The sequence below is a fragment of the Mycobacterium neglectum genome (assembly GCF_002591975.1).
GTDB classification, from domain to species: Bacteria; Actinomycetota; Actinomycetes; order Mycobacteriales; family Mycobacteriaceae; genus Mycobacterium; species Mycobacterium neglectum.
This window is the reverse complement of sequence record NZ_NVQE01000001.1, coordinates 322,661-348,973: the sequence shown is the minus strand read 5'-3', so window position 1 is coordinate 348,973 and position 26,313 is coordinate 322,661. Positions and strand designations below refer to the sequence as shown.

The window sequence follows — 26,313 nt, the reverse complement described above, 5'->3', positions numbered from 1 at the left end:
TGCGTCGGCGGCGAATCGCTGAAGAAATTGTCGAATCTGACGATATAGGGGCTGTTGCACGTCTGCCCGCCGCAGCCTGTGTCGGCCGACCACACTTCCGCTCAGCGGCCGGCAACCGCGGCGAGTCCGTTGCGCTGCCAAGCGGGCTGTCCAGCTAACTTGGCGCCCAGCGTGGGATCCGAATGATCCCTCGCAGCTTCAACCGTTGGTGGATGACGTCGTTCCCGAAGTATCGGTGCCGGGGTGTTCGGGACGAGTCGCAAAGCCGGAATTCGGCTGCAGAACTAGTCGATGATTCGTCGACCTGCTCCCTCTGGTCCGCGCGTCAGCGACTCGGGTCCTAGCAACAGGGCGAAGCAGTACATGGCGTCATCTTTCGGATGCCAGCAGAACGCTGCGTCCCACTTCCTACCAGGTCGACGAACGGCGCCGCGGAAAATCCGACAGTCGATACGAAACTTCTCTGAGCAAATTTTCGATTCCGACGGATCCACGCGGTGCGTTATGTGATTGTTTACGCATGCGCAAGGCCGGTCGAGTCGTCGTTCTGTTCCTCCTGAGCTTGCTGGGCACAGCCGTTCTCGGCGCCGTGACGGCGCTGGTCGCGGCCGTCAGCCTGGCCGCCACCGCGCTGATCGTGCCGGGCACGGGCACGCCGAACGCAAACGGCGTCGGCGGATACATGGAGAACTTCCGCGACTACTACATGCAGGAGCCGTGCGCCAACGCTGGCGGCTGCGACGTTCTAAAGGGAGTCGACTACCCTGCGTCATTTTGGCCGATTCCGTTACCCGGTTGGTGCCCGAATTTGTCGTGCGACACCTTCAACGTGTCGGTGGCGAAGGGAGTGCAAAACCTCAAAACCGCCGCGGACGCCACGACCGGCGACTTCGTGATCGCCGGGTATTCGCAGGGGGCTCGCGTGGTCAGCATCGCGAAGATGCATTACATCAACGGCGATTGGGTGGGCCAGACCCCGGATGCGTTCGTCTTCATCGGGAACCCCAACCGCCCGAATGGTGGTCTGCTGTCGCGATTGGGCTTCCTGCATTACATCCCGATCCTCAATGTGACGACTGGTCAGCCGACGCCCACCGGTTCCACGACCGCATTCCCCGACGGCATCCCCACCGAAGACTGGGCGATCCGGTGGGAGGGCATCGCCGACTGGCCGACGTTCCTCTTGAATCCGCTGGCGGTGGCCAACTCGATCCTCGGATTCTCCTACGACCACGGCACCTATTTGGCGTGGAACGAGGACAGTGATCCGGGTGAAACTCCGGCCGGATACACCATCGAGGAGTGGGAAGCCCTCACGACCTACCCGCTGCTGAATCCCGGCATCGTCAACTACCAGGAGTACGGCGACACCAAGTACTACACCATCACGCCGAAGGTCCTACCGCTCGTCCGGCCGCTGCATCTCATCCCGTTGATCGGCAAGCCGATCGCCGACCTTCTCGAGCCCGCGCTGCGCGTGATCATCGAAGAGACCGGTTACGCCCGTGGGATTCCGTTCGGCGCCCCCATCGGGACCGGGTTCATCCCGTTTTTCAACCCGATCACGCTCTTCCTCAAGCTGATCCCGGCGGTCTTACAAGGCATTAACAACTTCTTGGCCAATTTCGGATTGACCCAGGAAATCTCGCTGACACCTCCGATTGTTACTGGGCCTCCTGTGTCGCCGTTGATGGCCGACGAGGAGGACGAGCCGGCCTTTGCCAGACAGGCGCCCATGCAGGAAACCGGCGACGTCGAGCAGCAGTTTGAAGGTGAAGGGACTGAGTTGGCCGCCAATATCGAGACCGCTGAGGACCTCACTCTGACCGAGGGCACGATCGAGCCCGAAGGCACGCTAGAGCCCGCGGAGATCGTCGAGGAGATCGTGCTCGAGGAGGAGACCCTGATCGAGGGCAACGAGATCGTGGAAGAGATCAAGGATCCCGAAGTGATCACGGATCTCGAAGAGATCAAGGATCCCGAAGTGATCACGGATCTCGAGGAGACGAAGGATCCCGAAGTGATCAAGGACTCCGAAGAGAACAAGGATCCCGAAGAGAACGAGGACGCCGAAGAGGCCAAGACCCCTGAGCCGGCCGCCGCCTAGCGGCGACCAGTTCGCGCTGAAGATCAGGCGGCGACGGCGCCTGGCTTCAGGTAGGTGACCAGGCTGACATCGATGGATTCGTCGATGAAGTAGTACTGCGCGCCCAGGAGATACCGCATGTAGCGGTGGTAGTTCTCCTCGTCGGTGGCGGCGATCGCCGCTTCCTTGTCGCGCTCCAGCCGGTCGGCCCAGATGCCGAGGGTCTTGATGTAGTGGTTGCGCAGCGACTTCGGCTCGGGCACCACGAAGCCGGCCTTTTCGCCGTGCTCGACCATCATCTGCGTGGTCGGCAGGCGTCCGCCCGGGAAGATCTCGGTGATGATGAATTTGACGAACCGGGCCAACTCGAACGTCAGCTTCTTGCCGCGCTCGGCCAGGTCGTACGGGTGGTAGCCAACACTGCTCTGGATGGTCATGCGGCCGTCATCGGGCAGGATGTCGAAACAGGTCTTGAAGAAGTCGTCGTAGCGTTCAAAGCCGAAGTGCTCGAACGCCTCGATCGACACGATCCGGTCGACGGGGGAGTGGAACTGCTCCCAGCCCTCCAGTCGCACATCGAAGGTCCGCTCGCTGCCGAGCTTGGCCAGTAGCTGGTCGCAGTAGGCCTTCTGATTCTTCGACAGCGTCAGTCCGATGACGTTGACGTCGTACTTCTCCATCGCCCGCTGCAGCGTGAGGCCCCAGCCGCAGCCGACCTCGAGCAGGGTCATACCCGGCTTCAGGTCCAGCGCGTCCAGATGCTGGTCGACGTTGGCGATCTGCGCCTCGGACAGGGTCACGTCGGGGCGGGTGAAGAAGGCGCAGCTGTACTTGCGAGTCGGGTCCTGGAACACACCGAAGAAGTCGTCCGAGAGGTCGTAGTGGTGCTGGATGTCCTCGAAATGAGGAGTCATATCCTTCGTGCCGGTGGAGTTATCAGACATGGTTCGCTAGTTGGCCTTCCTGGTGACGTGTACGGATTCGCCACGTGCTATCTGGTCGTACACCCTAGCGTTTGGCGTGGTTCACGCCCTAATTCGGCGCCTACTTTGCGAGTGTGAATTGGTGGACGTCGATATAGCCAGTCCGGAAGCCGTGCGCGCAGCCCGTTAGGTAGTGCATATAACGGTTGTAGACCTCTTCGGACTGCACGGCGATCGCCTCGTCCTTGTGCTCCGCGAGCGCCCCGGCCCAGGTGTCCAGAGTGCGCGCATAGTGCATTTGCAGCGACTGCCGGCGGGTCAGCGTGAATCCGGCCGGCGTCGCATACTCCTCTACCTTTTCGATGGACGGCAGGCGCCCACCCGGGAAGATCTCGGTGAGGATGAACTTCACAAACCGCGCCACCTCGAAGGTCAGCGGAATCTTGCGGTCGGCCATCTGCGGCAGCGTCAGCGCGGTGATGGTGTGCAGCAGCATGACGCCGTCGTCGGGAAGCGCGGCATAGGCCATCTTGAAGAAGTCGGTGTAGCGGTCGAAGCCGAAGTGTTCGAACGCCCCGATGCTCACGATGCGGTCGACGGGCTCGTCGAACTGCTCCCAGCCCTGCAGCCGCACCTGCTTGTCGCGCGGACTGTCGGATTTCGCGAAAACCCTTTCCGCATGGGCCTTTTGGTTCTCGCTCAAGGTGAGACCGATGACGTTGACGTCGTAGCGCTCGATGGCTCGCATCATGGTCGATCCCCAGCCGCAGCCGACATCGAGCAGGGTCATGCCGGGCTGCAGGCCCAGCTTGCCCAGCGCGAGGTCGATTTTGGCCAGCTGCGCTTCTTCCAGCGTCATGTCGTCGCGCTCGAAGTAGGCGCAGCTGTAGGTCTGGCTGGGGTCCAGCCAGAGTCGGAAGAATTCGTCGGACAGGTCGTAATGCGCCTGGACGTCTTCGAAATGCGGTTCTAGTTTGCGTGCAACAGCCATCAGCTCGGTGCCTTTCTGGGGCGAATCAGCAGCTCCGCCGTCATCAACGTTGACAGCTCGCAAAGCCCTGAGCACTCGTCTTCGAATGTAACGTCTATTGCCGTCGGTCTGCAATTACGAGGGCAGGATCACAGCACTTACAGAGCCGTAAATTCTTTACGCGGCGGCGAAATTCGTCTTCAGTTCACCGACGATGTCATCCCAGAGTTCGCGCGGCAACTCGTGCCCCATGCCGTCGAAGAGCACCAGGCGCGCACCCTTGATCGCGCGGGCGACGGCGCGCCCGCCGAACGGCCGCATCAGCTTGTCGGCCTTGCCGTGGATGACCACTGTCGGTGCGGTGATCTGGCGGTCATAGTGCAGCAGGCTGCCGCTGCCCATGATCGCCGCGAACTGCCGGCCGATACCCGCCGGATAGTAGGAGCGGTCGTAGCCCTCGATGGCCTCGGCGCGGATCCGGTCCTCGGGTGCGGGATAGCCGGGACTGCCGATGATGCGGCTGACGCGGATGGCGTTCTCGATGATCGCGTCGCGGGTCGCGGCCTTGGGGCGCTGCAGGATCGCCAGCAGGTGTTTGGGCGCGGGCGGCGGCAATACCGGTTGGTTGTTGCTCGAGAAGATCACGGCCAGGGTCTTCGTGCGCATGTCGTGTCGCGCGGCGAAGACCTGCGCGATCATGCCGCCCATGGACGCGCCGACGATATGGGCCGTGTCGATCTTCAGGTGATCGAGTAGTGCGGCGGCATCATCGGCGACATCCTCGAGTGTGTAGACCGCCGGGCTGCGCAGTCCGAGGAACGAGCGCACCATTCTCGGCGCCAGGGAAGCGCCGGAGTGCTGACCGGTCACCTTGGAAGACAGGCCGACGTCGCGATTGTCGTAGCGGATGACACGGAGGCCCTGGTTGACGAGCTTTTCGCAGAAATCCTTGCGCCACAACAACAATTGCGCACCGAGTCCCATGATGAGCAGCACGGCCGGGTCGTTGGGGTCGCCCATGTCCTCGTAGTAGATATCGAGCTCGCCGGACTTGGCCGTGCCGGTGCGCGTCTGCACTCAGGCCTCGACTTCTTCTGTGTGCTCTCTGCTGACCTCGACCATGAAGTTGGCGAAGTACCCCGTCAACTGCGGGTCGGTCATCATCTGCCACTTCGGTGCGAGCAGCTTCATGTAGCGCTCCACGTAGAGGAACTGCTTGCCGATCAGCACCAACTCGCGCGGCAGCTTGACGTCGTAGGCGTCGGCCAGCGTCGAAAGTTGTTTACCGATCTCGGCATAGCTCAAATCGCCCAACGACGACATGGTCAGCGGCGTCGCGAACTTCTCCAGATCCTTCGCGGCTTCGGCCTCGGGCTTCATGGTGCCGACCGCGCCCATCAGCACGACGATCTTGCCCGCGGCGGCGTGGTCCTTCTTGACCAGCAGTGCGTACACGAGTTCGCGCAGCAGCCACCGTGTGCGGGGGTCGACGCGGCCCATGATGCCGAAGTCGAGGAACACGATCTTGCCGTCGGGGTCGACGAACAGATTGCCCGCGTGCAGGTCGCCGTGGAACAGGCCGTGTCGCAGCCCGCCCTCGAAGACGCTGAACAGCAACGCCTTTACGAGTTCGGTGCCGTCGAAGCCGGCCTTGCGGATCGCCGCGGCGTCGTCGATGCGGACACCGGTGACCCGCTCCATGGTGAGCACTCGCTCGCTGGTCAGGTCCCAGTAGACCTGGGGCACCCGGATGTTCTTGCCCAGCGGTGAGGCGTGCATGTGCGCCACCCAGGCATCCATCGACTGTGCCTCGAGCCGGAAATCCAGCTCCTCGGCGAGATTGTCCGCGAAGTCCGCGACGACGTCCTGCGCCGACAGCCGCTGGCCGAGCTTGGCGAATTCGACAAGGCGTGCCCCGCGTTTCAGGATCTGCAGGTCGGCGGCGACCCGGCGACGGATGCCGGGCCGCTGGATCTTGACGACGACCTCCTCGCCGCTGTGCAGGGTCGCGTAGTGCACCTGAGCGATCGACGCCGATGCGAAGGGCGTCTCGTCGAAGGTGGCGAACAGGTTGGACGGATCGTCGCCGAGATCCTCCTTGAACAGCTGGTGTACTTCGTCTTCGTCGGCGGGCGGTACGGCATCGAGCAGGCTGCGGAACTCGCGGCTCATCTGCTCGCCGAACGCGCCGGGGCTCGACGCGATGATCTGGCCGAACTTGACGTAGGTGGGTCCGAGATCCGCGAAGGTCTGTGGGATCTGCTTGATGATCTTCTGCTGAAGCGAGCCTTTGCCGGCGAGCGTGGTGACGACTCGCGCGCCGGTGCGGGTTACCTGCCAACCCGTCGCGCCTATCCGGGCGGCCTCGACCGGCAGCGGAACCCGGTCCAGTTTGGCCACCTCGCGTGGTTTCGTCGTACTCATAGCCGCCAGTCTCTCAAAATCGGCGCTGAGCCGCGAAAACGTGTGGATCGGGTCACAGTCCTAAGCGAAACTGTGCTCCACCTCATCGCGGCTGCGCACCGGATCGTCGCCGATCACGTAGGTCGGCAGCGTGTGTTTGACCGTGGTTCCGGATTTCACCCGCGCCTGTGCCAGCCGGAACTCCGGCGCTGTGCCGGCCGCGACGTGCAGGCCATTGATGATGCTCCACACCGCGGCGCGTCTGGCTGTGCGTTCGACGATGTTGGGGTCGCGATGCGAGATCAGTTCCTTGGCCCACTTCGGCATCGTGTCGCGGATCGCCCAGTCGACGGCGCTGTGCGGCATCGGGAGGTTGGGTCCGGTGGACATCGCCATGCCATGCGTGACGGCCAGCCTGGGCAGATACGACTTCAGGCATTCCAGCGTGTCGGCCTTGGTGGTAGGCAGGTCGGTTCCGCCGAGGGCATGTCCGACGCGCACGAACTCGCCGTAGTAGTCGTCGATCTTCTTCCCGCGCAGCGGGTTCGGGTGATACAGCTCGTGTGCGGTGGCCAGGCCCCAGACGACGGTGGCGTAGTTCCAGCGCAGCCATTCGGGATCGTCGGCGTCATAGGCGGCGCCGTCGGGCCGGACGCCCTTGATGGTGTGGTGCATCGAGCGCACCGATTTTGCCAGCCGCTCGGCGGTCTCGGTCGAGCCGTACGCGGTCCCGATGAAGAACGCGACGGAATGACCGAGTCGCACCGAGGCGCCCCTGGGGTCGATCTCGGGGATGGCCGTCCCGTCTTTATCGCGCTTCACCAGGCGCGAATGATGCATGCCCATCCAGTAGATCGACGGGTCCAACCGCTCGAGGTACGCCGCGCATTGCAGGCCGAAGATCAGCGCGTGCATGTGGGAGTGCACGTGCCAGACGGCGCTGCCGGGTCCGAACCAGCCGGGATCGGCGACGGGCGCGGCGAACTCCATGCCCTTGAAGAAGTGCTTGCGCACGCCCTCGTCGAAGCGCTGGTTCACGAATTGCCCGACCATCTGGTGCGGCAGGTACACGGTGGCTCCCTCCTGAAGTCTGGTTACAGCTGTAGCCAGAATACTATTTGGCTACGGGTGTGACCAGAGTTGGCCGGCTCGGCTTACCCTGAGTTGATGCCCAGTCCGACCCGATGGGCCGGGGTGCCGCTGACCGACCGGCGCACCGAACGGCGAGCGCAGCTGATCGATGCTGCCTACCGCCTGTTCGGCGACGGCGGTGAGGCCGCCCTGGCCGTGCGGTCGGTGTGTCGCGAGTGCGGACTGAACACCCGGTACTTCTACGAGAGCTTCGCCGACACCGACGATCTGCTGGGTGCGGTCTACGACCAGGTCAGCGCGCAGTTGGGTGCCGAGGTCGAGGCTGCGATCACCGCGTCGGGCGATTCACTTCGGGATCGGACGCGCGCGGGCATCGCGGCGGTCCTCGGATTCAGTTCGGCCGACCCTCGCCGCGGCCGGATCTTGTTCACCGATGCGCGAGCCAATCCGGTTCTCGCGGCGCGTCGGACAGCCACCCAGGACCTGCTTCGCGAGGGCGTGTTGACCGAAGGGTGGCGGCTGAACCCCGGCTCGGATCCCGTTGCGGCACAAGTGGGTGCGGCGCTATATACGGGCGCGATGGCCGAATTGGCGCAGCAGTGGCTGGCGGGCAACCTCGGCGGCGATCTCGATGCCGTGGTGGAGTACGCGGTGCAGACCGTCCTGCGCTGAGCGGGGTCGTAGCTGTTGACTTGACGCATCGAACATGTGTTCTAATGAAGTCATGTCTGTAGAAACTCTGGCACCAGAAGCGCAGTCCTTCTATTCCGACACGCCGGATGCGGTGGTTCCGTCGGTCGCTGACGAGCCGGTCGAGGAGAAGCCCAAGAAGGCACCGGCCAAGAAGTCGGCAGGCAAGAAGCCCAAAACGCTCGAGCTGACGCTCACGGTCACCGGAACCGCCGATGGCGAATGGCGGGCCGAACTGAAGCAGGGCACCACGTATCGAGCACGGAATCTTGCGGTCGCGGCCGCCGCCGTCTCCCGTGCCGCAAGGGAACTGCACGAGGACCTCTCAGCCCCGATCGACGAACTGATCGAGGAGGCGCGCTCCCAGCAGGCCGCCAAAGTCGCTGCCCTGGAAGCCGAACTGGAGGCCGCGCGCAAGGCCCTTGCGGAACTGGAGTGAACGGCTTGGCGATCTCGACGTAGTGGTCGAGCACAGTGTGAGGCCGGGCCGCCCGTGTGTTCGTGTCGTCACATGAACTGAGGCAGGTCCTCCGGGGACATATATAGGTAGTGCCAAGCTCCGCGCGACAGTGTCGCTGACGTTGGTGGTGGCGGTAGTAGTTGAGCGACAAAGTCGCGCGGAGCTTGGCACGAAGTCATATTGGTCCCGGAGGCTCGGAGGCTCGGAGGCTCGGGAGCGTGGGGCCCGGAGGGTGTGAGGCCCGGAGGGTGTGACGCCCGGAGGGTGTGACGCCCGGAGGGTGTGACGCCGGTGCCATGGCGGGCCGGGAAGGCCGGACCGCGAGTGTTCGTGTCGTCCATGTGCTGAGGCAGGTCCTCTGGAGGCATATATAGGTAGTGCCAAGCTCCGCGCGACAGTGTCGCTGACGTTGGTGGTGGCGGTAGTAGTTGAGCGACAAAGTCGCGCGGAGGTTGGCACGAAGTCATATTGGTCCGGGAGGCCGGGAGGCCGGGAGGCCGGGAGGCCGGGAGGCCGGGAGGCCGGGAGGCCGGGACCGCCTCTATCCACAAGCGGCGCGGTGCGGCCGTCCGCAAACCGTCCGAGCTGTCGGTGCGGAATGCCATGGTCGTGCCATGACGACTTCGAAAATCGTCCAGCGAAAAGTGCTGCAGGGCATAGAGCTCCGTTACATGCTCGCGGTAAACCTCGACATCCACGGTGCGGCGTCCATCTTTGAGCTGATCGAACAGCTCGAGTACCAAGGCTTTGCGATCCCCGGCCGCGCATCGAAGACGGTGTCCGATGCGCTGCGCTGGGAAATGCGCCGCGGTCGGGTCCGCCGGATCCGGCGGGGCGTCTACGGCCCCGGGCAGATGCCGCGCTCGACCGCGCAATACATCCACCAGCGAGCAGCAGGGTTACGCGAAGAGGCGGACCGAAGAATGGGTCGCGACGACGAAGCCTTCTGGGATGCCATGGCCGACTATCCCTAAGGCTCTGCGCCCACGAAGTTCTCCGTCAACGCCTCCACGACCGGACGCCACACCGGCTCCGGCAGATCATGTCCCATGCCATCGACGACGACATAGCGCGCGCCCTCGATGATGCGCGCCAGGTGCCGTCCGTTGCGTGGCCGAACCATTGGATCCTCCGAGCCGTGAATCACTACGGTCGGCGCCACGATGCTGCGGGTATAGCGAAGCAGGCTCCCCGTGCCGAGGATCGCGTCGAACTGCCGCAGCATGCCCTGCGGGTAGTCGCTGCGGGCACGCAGATCCTCGACACGTCGGCGCAATTGCTCAACGGGCGGAAGGAAATTCGGCCCGTTGATGATCGAGATGTTGCGTATTTCCGACTCCAGCCTTTCTTCCCACGGCGCGCCCTTGCCCGGACCGCCGAGCGCCAGCCTGATGACCCGCCACCGTGGAAGCGCCGAGAACGCCTTGCCCGAACTCGACATGATGATGCCCAGTGAGCGCACCCGATCCGGATGGTTACCCGCGAGCACCTGCGCGATCATCCCGCCCATCGATGCGCCGACCACGTGGGCGCGGTCGATCTGCAAATTATCGAGCAGCGAGACAGCGTCGTCGGCCATATCGACCAGCGTGTACGGAACCGGGCTGGTCCGGCCCACCGCATAGCGGGCCACTCGCCGATACACCGAGCCTTCCGCGCGGTGGCCGGCCATTTTCGTGGACAACCCGATGTCGCGGTGGTCATACCGGATCACCCGGTGGCCCCGTCGGACGAGTTGCTCGCAGAAGCCATCCGGCCACATCGGCAGCTGGGCGCCGACACCCATGATCAGCAGCACGGGCGGCGCTGCAGGGTCGCTGGGGTCGCCGAGATCCTCGTAGTAGAGCTCGACGTCCCCGCAGACCGCCGTCCCGCTGCGCGTTTGCATTCCTCGAGACTAGTTCGCGGCGTCCTGCCGCGGCCTCCACTGCTTGATGAAGTCTGTCTCAGGCCATCCCTCATTCGCCGCCATCAGCTCGTACATCGTTGCACCGTCGGAGGTTTCGCGAATGATGTCGGCGTGCCCAGCGTGGCGTGCCAGCTCCTCGATGAGATGCATGGCCACCCAGCGCACCGACCAGTTGTCGATGTCCTGGGGAAACCACGGCACGTCGTGCGGCACGGGAACCGGTGTGTCGAGATCGGCTTCGGCGAAGACGCGCAACGTCTCGGCATTCTGCTTGGCCAGCTCGTTGAGCAGGTCAGCGAGAGTTTCGTCGTCGTGCATCACGTACTGGTCGGCGTACTCCGCCATGATCTCTTCCATCGGGCGTTCGTCGCGCGGCGGCATGTCGGGCGCCGCGGCGGCCCGGTTCACCCAGCCCTTCTGGACATTGGCGGCGTGCTTGATCAGTCCGCCGATCGACAGCGAGCTGACTGACGGCGCCGATCGCGCCTGTTCATCGGTCAGGCCGTAGGCCACCGAGAAGAACGCGTCCTGGTTGAACCGCAGAAACTCGATCAATGTCTGTCGTTCGTCGGCTGCGGGTGGGCGCATTCCTGGCATCGCTACTTTCCCTTCGTGGCGGTGTGGACGTAAAGATCTCGGATACAGGCGATTTCGGCGCCGTGGTGAATAACCTCCCGGTTGATGTGCAGGACCAGCGTGGCCATCGGATAGTCGGCGTACGGCCCCTCGGCGGGCCCGCACGGCTGCCACAGGTCATCTTCGGACAACCCGCGCACGCCGTCGATCCAGACTCGGTACTGCTCGTCGAGCTGACGCAGCGCCGTCGCGGCGTCCGTAGCGTACGGCCAGGTCTCGTAGCTCGCTTCGGCCGCCCCGAAGTGGCTGTGGTTGCGCATCGCGAACACGCCGATGATCACGTGCGCGAGCCGCCACGCGATTGTCGTGAACGGCGCCGGCTCGGGCGGGGGATACGCGAAGTCCACGCCGCCGTCGGGATGCACGGTCCAGCAGTCCGGCACCGGCTGCCAGAAGTACTCGTCGTCGGTCAGGCCTTCCAGGCGGGGTCGCAGCGACTGCGTCCAATGGAAGTCGAGCTGGAAAGCCATCTCTGTGGTCACGCTCGTCGTCATGTTCATACGATTACCCTGAATCACATGTAGGACAGTTTCGGTCCTATAACTACGACAGACTCGAAACCATGGCGGAAACGACCAGCAGGGTGCTGCAACTCCTCGGATTGCTGCAGTCGCGGCGGGTGTGGACCGGTGAGGAACTCGCCGAGCGGCTCGGCGTGACGACCCGCAGCGTTCGCCGCGACGTGGACCGCCTGCGTGACCTCGGCTATCCGGTGCACGCCAGCAAGGGCCACGGCGGCGGGTATCAACTGGGCGCAGGCGCGGCACTGCCTCCGTTGCTGCTCGATCCCGACGAGGCCGTCGCGATGGCGGTGTGCCTGCGGCTGGCAGCGGGGGGCACGGTCGCCGGCGTCGGCGAGTCCGCGCTTCGCGCGCTGAGCAAGCTCGATCAGGTGATGCCCTCGCGGCTGCGTTCCCAAGTGGCGGCGGTGCACGACTCCACCGTGACACTGACCTCGCCGTCGTCCGACGAAGCCGTCGAACCCGACGTCCTGATGACGCTGGCGCGGGCCTGCCGCGACCGCGAGCACGTGAACTGCGGCTACGTCGACATTCGCCGCAATGCCACCCAGCGACGGCTGGAGCCCTATCAACTGGTGACGACCGGGCGGCGCTGGTACCTGCTGGCCTACGACCGTGACAAGCAGGACTGGCGCAGCCTGCGACTGGACCGGATGGCCGACGTCCGCGCGCTCGGCAGCACGTTCGCCGCCCGTGATGCGCCGGACGCCGCGACCTACGTCCAGAAGTCGATCAGCAGTTCGCCATACCGGTATGTGGCACGGGTGCGCTACCACGCTTCCGAAGAGGCTATAGCCCAACACTTTTCGCCGGCCTCGGTGACCATCGAACCCGACGGTCCCGATTCCTGCATCGTCACCGCGGGCGCCGACGACCCCGAACGGATGGTCTTCTACTTCGCCACCATCGGCCACGACTTCGAGGTGCTCGAGCCGCCCGAGGTGGCACGCGCCGTCGATGTGGTTGCTGAACGGTTGCGCCGCGCGGCAGGGCTTGACTCTCTCCCTGCGGGAGACCCCACCGTTGAGGCATGACGATAGACAAGCAAGAGATGACGACCTCGTGGGATGAGCTGCCCGCGACGATCACGACGTACCTGACTGCGCACCAGGAGAGGGACGTGGCCACCGCGGTCGCGGCCTTCGCCGATGACGCGGTCGTGACCGACGAGGGCAACACCTACCGCGGCCGCGACGGCATCCGCGATTGGCTGCAGAACGCGGCCTCGGGTTTCACCTTCACCACCGAGTTCGTCGGCGCAACAAGGTTGGACGCGGTGCACGTCGATGTGGTGCAACACCTGGAAGGCGATTTCCCGGGCGGGGTCGCCGACTTGTACTTCCGGTTCACCATGGATGGTGCATTGATCAGCCGACTCGTGATCGAGCCCTGAGCCATGGCGAAGACATGGTTCATCACCGGCGGCACACCGGGCGGATTCGGTATGGCCTTCGCCGACGCCGCCCTCGAGGTCGGGGACCGAGTCGTCCTCACCGCACGTCGTCCCGACGAATTGCGCTCGTGGAGCGAAAAATACAGCGACCGCGTCCTCGTCCTACCGCTCGACGTGACCGATGCCGTACAGGTGCGAGACGCGATCGATGCGGCCGAAAAGCACTTCGGGGGCATCGATGTGCTGGTCAACAACGCCGGCCGCGGCTGGTACGGATCAATTGAGGGTATGGACGAGGCCGATGTGCGTGCGATGTTCGAACTGAACTTCTTCAGCATGCTTTCGGTGGTCCGTGCAGCCCTACCGGGCATGCGCGCACGCGGCAGCGGGTGGATCGTCAACATGTCCTCGGTGGCAGGGATTCGTGGGGTGACCGGATTCGGTTACTACAGCGCCACCAAGTTTGCCGTCGAGGCCGTCACCGAGGTGCTCCGAGAAGAGGTTGCGGCGCAGGGGATTCGCGTACTGGCCGTCGAGCCGGGAGCGTTTCGTACGAGGGCCTATGCAGGCTTCGCCGACGAACCGGTCACGGAGAGCATCCCCGAGTACGAGGCCATGTTGGAGCAGGTTCGCGCCGCGATGATCGACCAGGACAGTGAACAGCCCGGCGATCCGCGACGTGGCGCACGCGCGGTGATCGCGGCGATGGCACAGAATCCACCTCCCCGACGGCTGATCCTCGGCAGCGGTGGATACGACGCTGTGACCGCCACCCTCGAGGAGAACTTGGTCGATATCCGCGCGAACGAAACACTCTCGCGCGGCGCTGATTTCCCCGATGGTGACGGGTGAAGGTCATGCTGAAGTGAGGCGGAACACCGGCCAGCCGATCTCGGTGCGCCAGCTCGCCGAGTCGCCGGTGTCGCGCGGCGCGACGAGGTACTCCTCGTGGATGGGTCCGTCGACGGCCAACGTATGAGCGACGACCCAGGCGCCCAGGCGGCCATAGGTGACGTCGATGTCGTCGTGGGGTCCCGGATGAACGGTGACCGCGAGTTCGGCGGCAGGCAGCTCGACGACCTCGATCCGGCCCGACGCACGAGGAGCCCGGACCGGCCAGAAGACGGCGAACGGCCCTGCGCCCTCGGTGAACAACTCGTTGGCGTACTGGCCGCCGGGCGGTCCCGTGCGTTCCGCGGGCGGAAACGCGGCATCCAACTCCGCCATCGCCGAGTCATACCATTCGAGTGATTCGTCCAGCTGCACATGCCCTTTGATGGCGACAACTCTGCGCGCGGGCACCGATCGCAGCTCGACATCTATTTCGGCCGCATCGGGTCGCAACAGCCGGCGCAGCGACACAACGGCCGACCGTGTGCGATCCAGCTCATCTTCGAGGCGACGCAGATGACCCGCGATCACCTCGGCGCGCCGCTGCGGATCATCGGCGGCGAGGATGGACTCCACCTCGGCCAGCGGGACGTCGAGCTGCCGCAACTGGTGGATGACCTGTGCGGTCGGGATCTGCTCGGGCGCGTAGTAGCGGTAACCCGTGAACGGGTCGACCGTGTCGGGTTCGAGGAGTTTGGCCGCATGGTAACGACGCAACGTCCGCACGCTCAGGCGCGTCAATGTGGCGAACTCCCCGATGGTCAGGCCGGAGCGCAAGAGCCGTCCTCCTTGTTGACTCTCTCCTCGGGGGAGACCGCACAGTGAACCGTCTGCGGGGATACGACGTTGATTCAGATTGTAGATGCACGTCCAGAGGAGGGGCTTTGTCTGAACACTACGACTACGTGGTCGTCGGCGCTGGATCGGCCGGCTGCGTGCTGGCCGCCCGGCTTTCGGAGGATCCGGCCGTCCGGGTGCTGTTACTGGAGTCCGGTCCAGCGGACAACTTCCCCGAGATCGGGGTTCCGCCCGCGTGGCCGGCCCTGTGGGGCACCGACGTCGATTACGCATACACCACCGTTCCGCAATCCGGTACCGACGACCTTGCGCACAACTGGCCGCGCGGTCACACCCTCGGTGGCAGCAGCAGCATCAACGCGATGGTCCACCTGCGCGGTCACTCGAGTGACTTCGACAACTGGGCCAAATCCGGTTGTACCGGCTGGGATTACGACTCCGTCCTTGCCTTCTTCAAACGCAGTGAAACGGTCAGCGGTCGAGACGCGCGGTACCGCGGTACCGCCGGGCCGATGCGTCCCGCACCCGCCGTGGAGGCCAACCCGCTGTCCCAGGTCTTCCTCGACGGCGCGGTTGCGTCCGGATTCGAGCTGACCGAGGACTTCAACGGAGCCGTCGCCGAAGGTGCTGGTTGGCACGACCTGGCGATCTCCTACGGCGTCCGGCAGAGCGTCGCAGCCGCCTATCTGCATCCACTTCGTGGCCGTCGGCCTAATTTGACAGTTTCTGCCGAGTCTCGGGTGCGGAAGCTACTCTTCACCGGAAGGCGCTGCACCGGAGTGGAATTCGTGCGCCGCGGCCAATTGCACGCCGCTCATGCCGACGTGGAGGTGGTGGTCAGTTCCGGTGCGGTGGACTCACCCCGGTTGCTGCTGCTGTCCGGTGTGGGACCAGCCGGTGAGTTGGAAGCCGCAGGGGTGCCAGTGGTGCACGACCTGCCTGGAGTGGGTCGTAATCTGCACGACCACCCGCTGTGCGGCGTTGTTTATGAAGCGGCACAGCCGATTCCCCCCGGCTTGAACAACCACGCCGAAACATCGATGCTGTGGCGCAGCGACCCATCCCTCGCAGGACCGGACATGCAATTGATGTTCATCCACGTGCCGTTCCACCCGCCGCACCTGACCGCACCGGCGAACAGCTTCACCATCGCGGTAGCCACCGTCCCAGAAGCGAGGGGTTCGATCCGACTCGCGGGACCGGATCCGGCCACCCCTCCGATCATCGATCCCAACTACCTCGGCGCCGAGTCCGACGTGCGGCGGATGATCCACGGAGTGCAGGTGGCACGTGAGATCGCGAACACCAAGCCCTTTGCGCCGTGGCGCGCTCGCGAGGTGCTCCCCGGACCGGATGCCACCGACACCGCGGCGTTACGCGCCTACGTGGCCCGCGCCACGAGCACGTATTACCACCCGGTGGGCAGCTGCGCGATGGGTACCGGTCCGGACGCGGTGGTCGATCCGGATCTGCGGGTGCACGGACTGGCCGGCTTACGCGTCGCCGACGCATCGGTCATGCCAACGATCGTGTCCGTCAACACCAATGCCGCCACGATCATGATCGGCGAGAAAGCCGCCAGTCTGATCAAGCCGTGAGGTCGAGGCGGTCGGCGAGGAACAGGAAAGCCGCCGCGAAGTCGTTGTCCTTCGTCGCGGTGCGCAGGTGGTCCCAGTCGAGTTGTTCGCGGACCGCGCGGACGCCTGGCACCAACGCCGCGAAATCACAGTTGTGCTCGTTGAGCGCATTGAGCTTCTCGGTCAACACGTGTGTCGGCGGGAGCACCCGCATCCTGACCGCGAGCACGTCGAACTCCTCAGCGGCCTGAATGGTCTCCGCCTCGACCGGCACACCGTTGAGACGGTGCAGCACGTCGATGACGAAGTCGTCGCCGACACATGCCTTGAACAGCCAGTTCTCCGGCGTCCGCTCCACGTTGAACCCCGCGTCCTTCAGCGTGGCGGCTGCCTTCTCGGTATCGGCTTCCGCGACGACGAAATCCACGTCGTGCACCGGTTCGGGACCGCCGAACACCCACAGCGCATAGCTGCCTGCCAGCGCGAACTCCGGGCCCTGCGCACGCAGGGCCGACGCCGCACGTTTCAGTGCGTCGCGCAGGTCTTCATTTCGTCCGGGCACAGGGCTCCTGATCGGCAGTGGGCTATTTCGGGTATGGAGTACCCATGCGGATGGCTACCTTCAACATCCTGCATGGACGCAGCGTCCATGACGGCCAGGTTCACCGAGACCGGCTTGTCGACGCGATCCGGCAACTCGACCCCGACATCCTCGCGCTGCAGGAGGTCGACCTCGATCAGCCCCGGTCCGGGATGGCCGATCTGACCGCGGTCGCCGCGGCCGCCATGGATGCCGAAAGCCATCGGTTCGTCGCCGCGATCTCGGGTACGCCCGGCGCGACGTGGATGGCCGCGACCGGCCGCGAACAGCCGGGCACCGCCGCCTACGGCATCGCCTTGCTGTCGCGATACCCGGTCGACGATTGGCAGGTCGTGCGGCTTCCGCGGATCCCGATGAAGTTCCCGATGTATCTGCGGGGCCCCAATCGCGTGCAGGTCGTCAACGAGGAACCACGAGCGGCCGTGATCGCGCGGCTGGAGACCCCCGTTGGCCCCTTGACCGTCGCCAACACCCACTTGTCGTTCGTGCCCGGGTGGAATCGGCGGCAGATGCGGCTCCTCATTCGCGATCTGCGCGGCTTCCCTGGCCCGCATGTTCTGATGGGCGATCTGAACATGGCGCCGTCGCGAGTCGGGCGTCTGAGCGGACTGCGAGCGCTCGGTGAAGCGCCGACCTTCCCGGCCGACGTCGCAGAGACCCAACTCGACCACATCCTGACCGACGACGACGGGCTGCAGGTGAACAGCTGCAGCGCGCCCCGATTGGCGATCTCGGATCACCGTGCGCTGGTCGTCGACATTTCGCGGCCCTGACGCCGTAGGGTTCTGGCGTGCATGTGATCTCGGCGGAGTCGACGGAGCTCTTCACAGGACCGTCGCAGGCACCGCAGCAGTTGGTGCGGGTCGCCTACACCGGTGGCGGCGGGAGCGTGCGCATCGAGGGCGACGGTCTCACCGGGCGCGCGCCTGCCGGACCCGGCGACGGCAGCGTCGAGGTCCCGGTGGTGGTGACCGATCCCGTCGTTGGTGAGCAGCGCGACGCGCGCGTCATCGCCGGAGACAGCATCACCGGATTCCTGTTCACCGTCGCCGAGCCCGGCTGGACGATGCACATGATCAGCCACTTCCACTACGACCCGGTGTGGTGGAACACCCAGGCGGCCTACACCAGCGTGTGGACCGAAGACCCGCCCGGTCGCTGCAGGCAGACCAACGGGTTCGACCTGGTGCGGGCCCATCTCGAAGTGGCGCGTCGCGAACCCGAATACAAGTTCGTACTGGCCGAGGTCGACTACCTCAAGCCGTTCTGGGATACCCACCCCGAGGACCGCGCCGACCTGCGCAGGTTCATCGCCGACGGCCGCGTCGAGATCATGGGCGGCACCTACAACGAGCCCAACACCAACCTGACGAGCCCGGAGACGACCATCCGGAACTTCGTGCACGGCATAGGTTTTCAGCGCGACATCCTGGGCGCCGACCCTGCCACCGCCTGGCAGCTCGACGCCTTCGGACACGATCCCCAGTTCCCCGGCATGGCAGCCGACGCCGGGTTGACGTCCAGCTCGTGGGCGCGCGGACCGCATCACCAGTGGGGGCCGATGGCCGGCGACGGCGACCCCGAACGGATGCAGTTCAGCAGTGAGTTCGAGTGGATCGCCCCGTCCGGGCGCGGGCTGCTCACGCACTACATGCCCGCCCACTACGCAGCGGGGTGGTGGATGGACTCGGCCGCGACGCTCGAGGAGGCCGAGACCTCGACCTACGAACTGTTCGCTGGACTGAAGAAGGTGGCGCTGACGCGCAATGTGCTGCTGCCGGTCGGCACCGACTACACGCCGCCGAACAAGTGGGTCACCGAGATCCACCGAGACTGGAATGCGCGCTACACATGGCCGAAGTTCTTGTGCGCGTTGCCCAGTGAGTTCTTCGCGGCGGTGCGTGCCGAGCTCACCGAACGTGGGGTCGAGGCCTCGCCGCAGACCCGCGACATGAATCCGATCTACACCGGCTGCCACGTGTCCTACATCGACACCAAACAGGCCAATCGAGCGGCCGAGGACGCGGTGCTCGACGCCGAGAAGTTCGCTGTGTTCGCGGGTCTGCTCGCCGGCGCCACGTATCCGGAGGCGGCCTTGGCCAAGGCTTGGGTGCAGCTCGTCTACGGCGCACACCATGACGCGATCACCGGTTCGGAATCCGATCAGGTCTACCTTGACCTGCTGACGGGATGGCGCGACGCGTGGGAACTCGGCACGACGGCCCGCGATAACGCCCTGGCCCTGCTGTCACGAGCGGTCAGTGTTGCCGACGGTGGCGTCGTCGTCTGGAATGCGTTGGCACACAAGCGCAGTGACGTGGTGACGGCCCGGTTCGACGAGGCGGTGGGCTCGGGCGTTCAGGTGTTCGATTCCGACGGCGCCGAGCTGCCAACGCACGTCGAACACGATGGACGCGTAGTCAGCTGGCTGGCACGCGATGTGCCCTCGTTGGGTTGGCAGTCCTACCGGCTGGAGCGGTCAGGGGATCCGCAGGGCTGGAAGCCCCTGGGCGGGAACGAGATCGGCAACAGCCACTACCGCCTACGGGTCGACCCCGAACGCGGCGGCGGGGTGAGCTCACTGGTCGAGGCGAGTTCGGATCGCGAACTGATCGCCGACGGGAAGGTCGGCAACGAGCTCGCGGTCTACGACGAATACCCCGCACATCCGGAGGCCGGCGAGGGCCCGTGGCATCTGCTGCCGAAGGGCCCGGTCGTCTGCTCATCGGCGAGCCGCGCCGAGGTTCAGGCATACCGCGGCCCCCTCGGCGAGCGGCTCGTCATCGGTGGCCGGATCGGGGATTTCTTGCGCTACACACAGACTCTGACGCTGTGGCATGACGTGGCCCGGGTGGAATGCCGAACCACCATCGACGAGTTCACCGGCGCGGACCGCCTGCTGCGGCTGCGCTGGCCGTGTCCGGTGCCGGGTGGGCTGCCGGTCAGCGAGGTCGGGGATGCGGTGATCGGCCGCGGCTTCGGGCTGCTGCACGCCAAGGGTGACGAGTCGGCCGTCGACTCCGCCGTGCATCCGTGGACGCTGGACAACCCGGCGTATGGCTGGTTCGGGCTGTCGTCCGCGGTGCGGGTCCGGGTTGGTGGCGGCGTGCGCGCGGTGTCGGTGGCCGAGGTGGTTTCTCCGTCGGAGTCCGCGTCGGCGCCGCTGGCCCGCTCGCTGATGGTTGCGCTCGCACGCGCGGGCGTCACGGCGACCTGCAGCGGCGCCGACCATCCGCGCTACGGCGATGTCGACGTCGACTCCAACCTCCCTGACGCGCGGATCGCTCTGGGTGGACCGGACCAGAATCCTTTTACGGCAGCGGTTTTGGCCGAGGCTGATCCGGCGTACGCCGAAGAATTGAAACGCCAGCTCCACGCGACCGGCCACGCGAGAGTGTGGGTGCCTGCCACCGCGCCGCTGGCCGACGAGTGGGTGCCGGGAGCGGATCTGCGTCGAGCGCGCGCACTGCCGGTGCTCGTCGTCGCCGGATCGGAGCTCACCTCCGCTGTGGACTCGCTTGTCACCGATCTCGCCGACTTCGAGATCGTCGTCGACCAGGACGCGCCTGCCGGGCTGGAGCCGTTCGACGCGCGCACGGTCGCGGTGCTCAACCGCGGAGTGCCCGGATTCGCCGTCGATTCCGACGGCACGCTGCACATGTCGCTGATGCGCTCGTGTACCGGTTGGCCTTCGGGCACCTGGATCGACCCGCCACGGCGCACCGCTCCCGACGGGTCCAACTTTCAACTGCAGCACTGGACCCACACCTTCGAATACGCGGTGGTCTCCGGTGACGGCGACTGGCGTCAGGCCGCCATCGGAGCCCGCAGCGCGGAGTTCTCCCGGCCACCGCAAGCGATCACCGAGAACACCAGCGCCGAAGGTGGTTTACCGCCGTGGGGGTCGCTGCTGGAGATCGAGCCCGCGGGGACTGTACAACTCGGCGCGCTGAAGGCGGCGGGCAATCCCCTGGCGGGCGGCAGCAGTCGGCACGTCGATCCCGCCGACGGCGTCGCGGTGCGTTTGGTTGAAACGTTAGGTGCGGCAACCGATGTCGAGGTTCGTTCGGGGCTGCGCCGCGTCTCGGCCTCGGCACGCGTCGACCTTCTGGAAAAGCCTCGAGTCCAGCAGCTTTCGTCAGAGGGGCTCGCCCTGCACGGATTCGAGATCGCCACGGTGCTGACCCGGCTGAACTTGCCGCAGATCCTGGAGGCCGATCACACGGTGTTGGCACCCGACGCAGAGGCCGCGCAGCCGCTGTATGCGCGGTACTGGCTGCACAACCGTGGTCCCGCGCCGCTCGGCGGCTTACCCGCCGTCGCACACCTGCACCCGCCGCAGATCGCCGTCGAACCGAATTCGCAAGCGCAGCTGCGGCTTACGGTAGCAAGCGATTGCAGCGACACGGTGCTGCACGGCAGAGTGCGGCTGCTGTGCCCGGACGGATGGATGACCGATCCCGCTGAGCTTCCGTTCATGCTGCCGCCGGGTGAGCACCTGGCGACCGAGGTGGAGGTGAACGCGCCGTCGACCGCGGTGCCCGGCCTGTATCCGATTCGGGCCGAACTCGCACTGACCGGTCACCACGTTTCGATGCCGCCGTCATGGCGCCAGGTGGTCGAGGATGTGTGCGTCGTGTCGGTGGCCGCGCCGCCCGACGACCGTCTGCTGCGGTTCGTCGCCGACCCGGAGGCCGTCGACGTCAAGGCGGGGGAGCGCGCCGTTCTGAGAGTCGGCGTCGCCACCGATGCCTATGCGGAGCTTGCCGTCGAGGCCCACCTGATCAGCCCGTGGGGGACGTGGGAGTGGATGGGGCCGGCCGCATCCGGTGTCGAACTGCCGGCTCGCGGTGCGGCTGAACTCAGCTTCGACGTCGCGCCGCCGGTGTGGGTGGAACCCGGTGAATGGTGGGCGCTGATCCGCGTCGCGGGCGCCGGGCAACTGCTGTACTCGCCCGCAGTGAAGGTGACAGTGCGATGACGGCGGCGATGGTGGATGGGGTGCCGGTGGGAGTGCACGAGGTCGACGCCCGCGAAGCTCGGCTACGGTCGTCGCGCTCCGCGTCGTCGTTGCCGCGTCCGGGTACGAGCGAGGGGCGGCAGCTGAGGCGTTGGCTGACACAGCTTCTCGTCACCGAACGCGTGGTGGCCACCGAGGCGGCCGCACGCGGGCTCAGCGCGCAGGGTGCTCCGTCGGAGGACGATCTGCTACCCGACATGACGGTGCGACTCGAGATCGGCAGCGTGGCCGCGGCGGTGCTGTCCGATCCGTTGGCGCGGGCGCTATTCGTGGACGTGACGGACGCCGTCGACGTGACCGACGAGGCGGTCGCCGCCTACGAAGAGCGGAATCCGTTGCGCTTCGCCGAGACCGCCGGCGTCGCCGAACACTTGCGCGCCGCGGCCAGGCGTCGTGCGTTCCGGGTGTGGCTGGACGCCCGGTGCGCCGCTCTCGTCGAATTGTCGCCGGGCTATGAGCATCCCGGCGATCCGCGGCAGCCCGACAACACCCATCGGCACTGATGTCCGAACTTGCTCTGGCTATCGATATCGGCGGCACGAAGATTGCCGTCGGTCTCGCCGACGACGACGGCACACTGGTGCATCAGGCTCGGCTGCCGACACCGAACGGTGATGCGGAGATCGTCTGGGCGGTGGTCGAGTCGCTGGTGGCCGAGGCGCTCGCCGTGGCCGGCGGTCGTGTGCGCGGCGTTGGAGTTGCGTCAGCCGGGCCGATCGACGTGCCGAACGGTACGGTCAGCCCGATCAATATCACCGAGTGGCAACGCTTTCCGATCGTCGAACGGGTGTCGGAGGTGGTCGGTTGCCCTGTGCGGTTGGGCGGTGACGGGTTGTGCATGGCACTGGGTGAGCGGTGGCGAGGCGCGGGTCGCGGTGCGAGGTTCATGCTCGGCATGGTGGTGTCCACCGGAGTCGGCGGTGGGCTGGTGCTCGACGGCGTGCCGTACGGCGGTCGCACCGGCAATGCCGGGCACGTCGGCCATGTCGTAGTCGACCCCGCCGGCGGGCCGTGCTCGTGCGGAGGCCGCGGTTGCGTCGAGACGATCGCCGCCGGTCCGCGGATGGCGCAGTGGGCCAGGGAGCAGGGGTGGCATGCGCCCGCCGACGCCGATGCCAAGGAACTGGCCGACGCCGCGGCGGCGGGCGACGCGATTGCGCTGCGGACATTCGCCCGTGGTGCAACGGCGGTGGCCGCGATGATCGCATCGGTCGGCGCCGTCTGCGACCTCGACCTCGTGGTCGTCGGCGGCGGAGTGGCCAAGGCCGGCGCCCTGCTCTTCGACCCGCTGCGCGGGGCGCTGCACACCTATGCGGGGCTGGACTTCATCCGCGAACTGCGGGTGGTGCCCGCCGAACTCGGCGGCGAGGCCGGACTGGTCGGCGCGGCGGCCCTGGTGTTTTCGGCGCGCTGACGCACCATGGCGGTTGATAAGCGCGCCGGATTCGCGAGAGGTAAGGGCATGCGTGTTGGAGTGGTTTTCCCCCAAACCGAACTCGGCGGCGATGTCGGTGCCGTCCGCGCCTACGGGCAGGGAGTCGAAGGCCTCGGCTACGACCACCTGCTCGCATACGACCACGTCGTAGGGGCCGATCCCGCCGTGTACGAGGGGTGGGACGGGTACTACGACGTCGACACCACGTTTCACGAGCCGTTGGTGATGTTCGGATATCTCGCCGCGGCCACGACGACACTCGAATTCGTCACCGGCGTCCTCATTCTCCCGCAGCGGCAGACCGTACTGGTCGCCAAGCAGGCCGCCGAAGTCGACCTGTTGTCGCAGGGCAGATTCCGGCTCGGTATCGGAATCGGTTGGAACGCCGTCGAATACGATGCACTGGGTGAGGACTTCGGTGTCCGGGGCGCGCGGTCGGAGGAACAGATCGACCTGATGCGGCGGTTGTGGACCGAGCGCAGCGTCACGTTCGAGGGCAAATTCGACACCGTCACCGGAGCCGGCATCGCGCCGCCACCTGTGCAACGGCCGATCCCCGTGTGGATCGGCACGGCGTCGGCGAAGGGTTACGAACGGATCGGGCGGCTCGCCGACGGGTGGTTCCCGATGATGGGGCCCGGGCCCAAGCTCGACGAGGCCCGCGCGGCCGTCCGTGAGGCCGCGGTCGCGGCGGGACGTGATCCCGAGGCACTTGGCCTGCAGGGCCAGGTGAGATCCTCGATCGAGCCGGACACCGTTGCGGCGGAACTGGCCGCATGGGCCGAGGCGGGTGCCACCCACGTGGCGGTCAGCACCATGGGTCAGGGACTGACCACCGTCGACGATCACCTGGCCGCGCTGGCGGGGGTTGCGGGCCGTTTTGGCTGATCGGCGGGTCGTCGGCTATATTTGACACCGTTCCACCCAAGACCGTTGGTCACCGAGAGATCGGTTGAAGGTCCGGCATTGCCCGGCGGCCCACGCAGGAGGACGAGGCTAGTGCTTCACGTATGCGCCCCGACCTGTCTGTGTCGGGGCGTTCGTCATTTCCGGACGTGATCCTTCTCGGCGACCTCGGTCCCCATTTTCGAGGAGGCATGCATGGCCAAGGCTGAAAAGGCCACCGCGGTTGCCGACATCGCCGAACAGTTCAAGGACTCGACGGCGACGCTCGTCACCGAGTACCGCGGGCTGACGGTTGCCAACCTCAAAGACCTGCGCCGTTCGCTCGGTGATTCCGCCACCTACACCGTCGCCAAGAACACGCTGGTCAAGCGTGCCGCGGCGGAGGCGGGCATCGAGGGTCTCGACGAGCTTTTCGTCGGACCCACCGCGATCGCGTTCGTCAAGGGCGAGGCTGTCGACGCCGCCAAGGCGATCAAGAAGTTCGCCAAGGACAACAAGGCGCTCGTCATCAAGGGCGGCTACATGGACGGCCGCGCGCTGAGCATTTCCGAGGTCGAACAGATCGCCGACCTGGAATCGCGCGAGGTGCTGCTGGCCAAGCTGGCCGGTGCGATGAAGGCGAATCTGTCGAAGGCCGCAGGACTGTTCAACGCTCCGGCGTCGCAGGCCGCACGACTGTTCGCTGCACTGCAAGAGAAGAAGGCATCGGAGCCCGGAGCGGCACCCGCCGCCGAAGCTCCCGCCGAGGCGTCATCCGAAGACCAGGCACCGGCCGACGCGGCCGAGTAGCCCAACCACACAACCCGGAAACCAAGAAAGAATCAGGAAGGACCAATCATGGCCAAGCTGTCCACCGAAGACCTGCTCGACGCGTTCAAGGAACTGACGCTGCTCGAGCTCTCTGAGTTCGTCAAGAAGTTCGAGGAGACCTTCGAGGTCACCGCCGCCGCTCCGGTCGCCGTCGCGGCCGCCGGCCCCGCCGCCGGTGGTGCACCTGCCGAGGCCGCCGAGGAGCAGTCCGAGTTCGACGTCATCCTCGAGGGTGCCGGCGAGAAGAAGATCGGCGTCATCAAGGTCGTCCGCGAGATCGTCTCCGGCCTGGGCCTCAAGGAGGCCAAGGACCTCGTCGACAGCGCCCCCAAGCCGCTGCTCGAGAAGGTCGCCAAGGAGGCCGCCGAGGAAGCCAAGAGCAAGCTCGAGGCCGCCGGCGCGACGGTCACCGTCAAGTAGTTCAGACCGTACGAACCGCCCGGGATCATCACGGTCCCGGGCGGTTCTGCGTTTCGGGCGCCGTGGGCCCGTACAGCCCTAGTGGGTCCTATGGTCGAGAGTGAAGCGAGGGTTGTTGTCGAGCATCAACAACCCTGGCTTCACTCTCGGTCGTAGGGCGCAAGTTCGTCCTCAGGTCCGGCCGGAGCGCGCTTTTATGTGAAGCCACTGTCGCAGGCGTCAACTACGTCTATCTTGAATCCGTGTTTGCCGCCCTGCCGCGTATCGCGCTTGCCGTCATTGCGGCACCACTGCTGTCCCTGACAGCGTGCAACTTCTCCTTCTCCGCCGGCGGCCCCGACTACGACAAGCTCGAAAAATCCATCTCCGACGAACTCAAAGGCACCTATTCGTCGATAACGCCAAACGCTCCGACAGTGACCTGCCCGAGAGACCAGGTCGACCTCAAATCGGGTGACAAGTTCATCTGCGACGCGGACGTCGACGGAGAAAAGGTCCGGGTCGAGGTAACGGTCAAGGACGACGAAGGCAACGTCAACTTCAGCACGCTGGACATCGTCTACGACCTGCCCAGCACGGAGGAGTTGTTGGCCACGGAGATCGAATCGGAAATGGGCTTCCCGGTCACGGTGACGTGCGGTACCGGGCTGAAGATCGTCCCGATCGGCGACAGCTTCGACTGCACAGCGGCCGATCAGAATTCCGTCGAGAAGACGGTCGAGGTGACGGCCGTCGAAGTCGGCAAAGACAACTGGCGAATCGTCGACTAGCT

26 protein-coding genes are annotated in these 26,313 nt (G+C 65.7%); 16 read left to right on the top strand and 10 right to left on the bottom strand.

Annotation, left to right across the window (positions count from 1 at the left end; genetic code table 11):
• Positions 1-520 precede the first annotated feature (520 nt).
• Positions 521-2,107: a PE-PPE domain-containing protein gene (locus CSQ99_RS01685; RefSeq protein ID WP_099037276.1), complete on the top strand. Its 1,587-nt coding sequence runs from the start codon at positions 521-523 to the stop codon at positions 2,105-2,107.
• A gap of 23 nt (positions 2,108-2,130) precedes the next feature.
• Here the strand turns inward: CSQ99_RS01685 and CSQ99_RS01680 are convergent, their stop codons facing one another.
• The 5 genes from CSQ99_RS01680 to CSQ99_RS01660 all read right to left on the bottom strand — a co-directional run bounded on the left by CSQ99_RS01680 (position 2,131) and on the right by CSQ99_RS01660 (position 7,453).
• Positions 2,131-3,030, bottom strand: a complete 900-nt coding sequence (locus tag CSQ99_RS01680) for a cyclopropane mycolic acid synthase family methyltransferase (RefSeq protein ID WP_099037275.1) — start codon at positions 3,028-3,030, stop codon at positions 2,131-2,133.
• A gap of 100 nt (positions 3,031-3,130) precedes the next feature.
• Entirely contained in the window at positions 3,131-4,000 is an 870-nt protein-coding gene (locus CSQ99_RS01675; protein ID WP_099037357.1) for a cyclopropane mycolic acid synthase family methyltransferase, read from the bottom strand.
• Positions 4,001-4,156: 156 nt separating this feature from the next.
• On the bottom strand, positions 4,157-5,056 hold the full coding sequence (locus CSQ99_RS01670; RefSeq protein WP_099037274.1) for an alpha/beta fold hydrolase: 900 nt from the start codon (positions 5,054-5,056) through the stop codon (positions 4,157-4,159).
• Positions 5,057-6,403 (bottom strand): ABC1 kinase family protein, encoded by a 1,347-nt coding sequence (locus CSQ99_RS01665; RefSeq protein WP_099037273.1) that lies wholly within the window; start codon positions 6,401-6,403, stop codon positions 5,057-5,059. It abuts the gene before it with no gap.
• 60 nt (positions 6,404-6,463) lie between these two features.
• Positions 6,464-7,453 carry an oxygenase MpaB family protein gene (locus CSQ99_RS01660; protein WP_099037272.1) on the bottom strand — a complete coding sequence of 330 codons (990 nt, stop codon included), beginning with the start codon at positions 7,451-7,453 and terminating at the stop codon, positions 6,464-6,466.
• 96 nt (positions 7,454-7,549) lie between these two features.
• Between CSQ99_RS01660 and CSQ99_RS01655 the strand changes: the two genes are divergently transcribed.
• The 3 genes from CSQ99_RS01655 to CSQ99_RS01645 all read left to right on the top strand — a co-directional run bounded on the left by CSQ99_RS01655 (position 7,550) and on the right by CSQ99_RS01645 (position 9,598).
• On the top strand, positions 7,550-8,146 hold the full coding sequence (locus tag CSQ99_RS01655) for a TetR/AcrR family transcriptional regulator (protein WP_099037271.1): 597 nt from the start codon (positions 7,550-7,552) through the stop codon (positions 8,144-8,146).
• A gap of 52 nt (positions 8,147-8,198) precedes the next feature.
• Positions 8,199-8,603 carry a DUF6319 family protein gene (locus CSQ99_RS01650; protein ID WP_099037270.1) on the top strand — a complete coding sequence of 135 codons (405 nt, stop codon included), beginning with the start codon at positions 8,199-8,201 and terminating at the stop codon, positions 8,601-8,603.
• 635 nt (positions 8,604-9,238) lie between these two features.
• Entirely contained in the window at positions 9,239-9,598 is a 360-nt protein-coding gene (locus tag CSQ99_RS01645) for a hypothetical protein (protein ID WP_099037269.1), read from the top strand.
• Here the strand turns inward: CSQ99_RS01645 and CSQ99_RS01640 are convergent.
• Genes CSQ99_RS01640 through CSQ99_RS01630 form a run of 3 tightly spaced genes read right to left on the bottom strand, consistent with a single transcriptional unit; the run spans position 9,595 to position 11,669 of the window.
• The gene (locus tag CSQ99_RS01640) at positions 9,595-10,512 is read right to left on the bottom strand and encodes an alpha/beta fold hydrolase (protein WP_099037268.1); all 918 of its coding nucleotides are present in this window, start codon (positions 10,510-10,512) and stop codon (positions 9,595-9,597) included. The genes CSQ99_RS01645 and CSQ99_RS01640 overlap by 4 nt on opposite strands.
• Before the next feature lie 9 nt (positions 10,513-10,521).
• Complete coding sequence (locus tag CSQ99_RS01635) at positions 10,522-11,130, bottom strand: DinB family protein (protein WP_099037267.1); 609 nt, start codon at positions 11,128-11,130, stop codon at positions 10,522-10,524.
• Positions 11,131-11,132: 2 nt separating this feature from the next.
• Positions 11,133-11,669, bottom strand: coding sequence for a DinB family protein (locus tag CSQ99_RS01630; protein WP_176560813.1), 537 nt, complete (start codon positions 11,667-11,669; stop codon positions 11,133-11,135).
• Between the two features lie 62 nt (positions 11,670-11,731).
• Between CSQ99_RS01630 and CSQ99_RS01625 the strand changes: the two genes are divergently transcribed.
• From CSQ99_RS01625 to CSQ99_RS01615, 3 genes are read left to right on the top strand one after another with little or no spacing between them, the layout of a single operon-like run.
• Positions 11,732-12,724, top strand: a complete 993-nt coding sequence (locus CSQ99_RS01625) for a helix-turn-helix transcriptional regulator (RefSeq protein WP_099037266.1) — start codon at positions 11,732-11,734, stop codon at positions 12,722-12,724.
• Complete coding sequence (locus tag CSQ99_RS01620; RefSeq protein ID WP_099037265.1) at positions 12,721-13,083, top strand: nuclear transport factor 2 family protein; 363 nt, start codon at positions 12,721-12,723, stop codon at positions 13,081-13,083. Before CSQ99_RS01625 ends, CSQ99_RS01620 begins: the two co-directional genes overlap by 4 nt.
• A gap of 3 nt (positions 13,084-13,086) precedes the next feature.
• A complete protein-coding gene (locus tag CSQ99_RS01615) occupies positions 13,087-13,935 on the top strand; it encodes an SDR family NAD(P)-dependent oxidoreductase (protein ID WP_099037264.1) in 849 nt (282 codons plus the stop codon).
• A gap of 3 nt (positions 13,936-13,938) precedes the next feature.
• On the opposite strand, the gene CSQ99_RS01610 is transcribed toward CSQ99_RS01615, so the two are convergent.
• Complete coding sequence (locus CSQ99_RS01610) at positions 13,939-14,751, bottom strand: MerR family transcriptional regulator (RefSeq protein ID WP_099037263.1); 813 nt, start codon at positions 14,749-14,751, stop codon at positions 13,939-13,941.
• A gap of 107 nt (positions 14,752-14,858) precedes the next feature.
• Here CSQ99_RS01610 and CSQ99_RS01605 point away from each other — a divergent pair, with 107 nt between their 5' ends.
• Positions 14,859-16,370 carry a GMC family oxidoreductase gene (locus CSQ99_RS01605; RefSeq protein ID WP_245908605.1) on the top strand — a complete coding sequence of 504 codons (1,512 nt, stop codon included), beginning with the start codon at positions 14,859-14,861 and terminating at the stop codon, positions 16,368-16,370.
• Here the strand turns inward: CSQ99_RS01605 and CSQ99_RS01600 are convergent.
• Positions 16,360-16,911 (bottom strand): nucleotidyltransferase, encoded by a 552-nt coding sequence (locus CSQ99_RS01600; protein ID WP_099037261.1) that lies wholly within the window; start codon positions 16,909-16,911, stop codon positions 16,360-16,362. The two genes, CSQ99_RS01605 and CSQ99_RS01600, sit on opposite strands and share 11 nt — an antisense overlap.
• Positions 16,912-16,955: 44 nt before the next feature.
• On the opposite strand from CSQ99_RS01600, the gene CSQ99_RS01595 reads away from it, so the two are divergent.
• From CSQ99_RS01595 to CSQ99_RS01560, 8 genes are all read left to right on the top strand, one after another.
• Positions 16,956-17,723: an endonuclease/exonuclease/phosphatase family protein gene (locus CSQ99_RS01595; RefSeq protein ID WP_176560812.1), complete on the top strand. Its 768-nt coding sequence runs from the start codon at positions 16,956-16,958 to the stop codon at positions 17,721-17,723.
• A gap of 17 nt (positions 17,724-17,740) precedes the next feature.
• Complete coding sequence (locus tag CSQ99_RS01590) at positions 17,741-21,931, top strand: glycoside hydrolase family 38 N-terminal domain-containing protein (RefSeq protein WP_099037260.1); 4,191 nt, start codon at positions 17,741-17,743, stop codon at positions 21,929-21,931.
• Entirely contained in the window at positions 21,928-22,473 is a 546-nt protein-coding gene (locus CSQ99_RS01585) for a DUF7158 domain-containing protein (protein WP_099037259.1), read from the top strand. The genes CSQ99_RS01590 and CSQ99_RS01585 overlap by 4 nt, the downstream gene beginning before the upstream one ends.
• A complete protein-coding gene (locus CSQ99_RS01580) occupies positions 22,473-23,384 on the top strand; it encodes an ROK family protein (RefSeq protein WP_099037258.1) in 912 nt (303 codons plus the stop codon). The genes CSQ99_RS01585 and CSQ99_RS01580 overlap by 1 nt, the downstream gene beginning before the upstream one ends.
• Before the next feature lie 48 nt (positions 23,385-23,432).
• Complete coding sequence (locus CSQ99_RS01575) at positions 23,433-24,293, top strand: LLM class F420-dependent oxidoreductase (protein WP_099037257.1); 861 nt, start codon at positions 23,433-23,435, stop codon at positions 24,291-24,293.
• Between the two features lie 213 nt (positions 24,294-24,506).
• On the top strand, positions 24,507-25,100 hold the full coding sequence (rplJ, locus tag CSQ99_RS01570) for a 50S ribosomal protein L10 (protein ID WP_099037256.1): 594 nt from the start codon (positions 24,507-24,509) through the stop codon (positions 25,098-25,100).
• Positions 25,101-25,148: 48 nt separating this feature from the next.
• Entirely contained in the window at positions 25,149-25,541 is a 393-nt protein-coding gene (gene rplL, locus CSQ99_RS01565; protein ID WP_099037255.1) for a 50S ribosomal protein L7/L12, read from the top strand.
• 242 nt (positions 25,542-25,783) lie between these two features.
• The gene (locus CSQ99_RS01560; RefSeq protein ID WP_245908603.1) at positions 25,784-26,311 is read left to right on the top strand and encodes a DUF4333 domain-containing protein; all 528 of its coding nucleotides are present in this window, start codon (positions 25,784-25,786) and stop codon (positions 26,309-26,311) included.
• Positions 26,312-26,313 lie beyond the last annotated feature (2 nt).